The sequence below is a fragment of the Parendozoicomonas verongulae genome (genome assembly GCF_009711465.1).
Classification (GTDB): domain Bacteria; phylum Pseudomonadota; class Gammaproteobacteria; order Pseudomonadales; family Endozoicomonadaceae; genus Sansalvadorimonas; species Sansalvadorimonas verongulae.
On sequence record NZ_SMME01000526.1, the window covers coordinates 1 to 1,059 of the forward strand.

The 1,059-nt window shown below is 52.8% G+C and carries 2 protein-coding genes; one reads left to right on the forward strand and one right to left on the reverse strand.

The window, feature by feature from the left end:
• Positions 1–282, reverse strand: a 282-nt coding sequence (locus tag E1189_RS24680; protein ID WP_230459944.1) for a hypothetical protein, incomplete at its 3' end; no start/stop codon positions are given.
• A 70-nt stretch (positions 283–352) separates the two neighbouring features.
• On the opposite strand from E1189_RS24680, the gene E1189_RS24685 reads away from it, so the two are divergent.
• On the forward strand, positions 353–799 hold the full coding sequence (locus E1189_RS24685) for a hypothetical protein (RefSeq protein WP_230459945.1): 447 nt from the start codon (positions 353–355) through the stop codon (positions 797–799).
• Positions 800–1,059: the final 260 nt, after the last annotated feature.

Below are 1,059 nucleotides of genomic sequence, written 5' to 3' on the forward strand. Positions count from 1 at the left end.
TGATCCCATGAGTGTTAATTGGGTGTTTTGCTTTTTCCCACGGCAGTGCACAAAATGGTGCCCGGCAGACCTGTTGACGGTGCAAGATGTGGTTTCACCGGGGTGGATATGTGTGCTGTCCGCAGGGTGTATGGCAATGCTGCCTGTTGATGCCACATCTAATGTTCGTAACGGAGCAAGGTAAAGAGGTCTGTTCTTGTCTCCTGATGCATAGATGGCCAATGCAGACAGGCCGAACACTATGCAGAGACTGGTAACAACCATGTTCAGCCTGAAGGCCATTCCAACCCCTCCCATAAAAAAACAAAGACGATAGCAACGTAGCTGGCAGGCTCCTGTGACGTTGGTGTTTATGGCACTGAATCTTGTCCTGCCAATGACACTATGGATTGTGCAGGGTGCGCTTGTGTCTGGTGAGATTACCGGATCTGGTAAACGTTTTGTTGCATCCGCCCTGATCACAGGCAAAGGGTCTGTCCCCTGTGTGGGTGCGTTTGTGGGCGGTGAGATCGCGGGGTACGATAAACGCTTTATGGCATCCATCCAGGTCACAGACAAAGGGCCTTTCCCCTGTGTGGATTCGTTTGTGGGTGGTAGATTACCGGATTGTCTTGTTGCATCCGTCCCAGTTACAGGCAAAGGGCCTGTCCCCTGTGTGAACGCGTTTGTGCCTGATGAGATTACCGGATTGGGTAAAACGCTTGTTGCATCCGTCCAGGCCACAGACAAAGGGCCTGTCCCCTGTGTGGATCGCAGACAAAGGGCCTGTCCCCTGTGTGGATGGGCTTGTGTCTGGTGAGATGAAATAATTGGGTAAAACGCTTGTCGCAGCCGTCAAAGTCACAGACAAAGGACTTACCCCCAGTGTGGATGCGTTTGTGGGCGGTGAGATTACCGGATGTAGTGAATGCCTGGTTGCACCCATCCTGATCACAGACAAAGGGCCTTTCCCCTGTGCGGATTCGTGCCACAGACAAAGGGCTTGCCCCCTGTGTGGATGTATTTGTGCCTGGTGAGGTCGCTGGATGTGATGAAAGACTGGTTGCACCCGTCCTGGTC

Coding starts and splice junctions, on each gene's coding strand:
- E1189_RS24685 (WP_230459945.1), top strand. CDS start 353: ATGGCACTGAATCTTGTCCTGCCAATGACACTATGGATTGTGCAGGGT.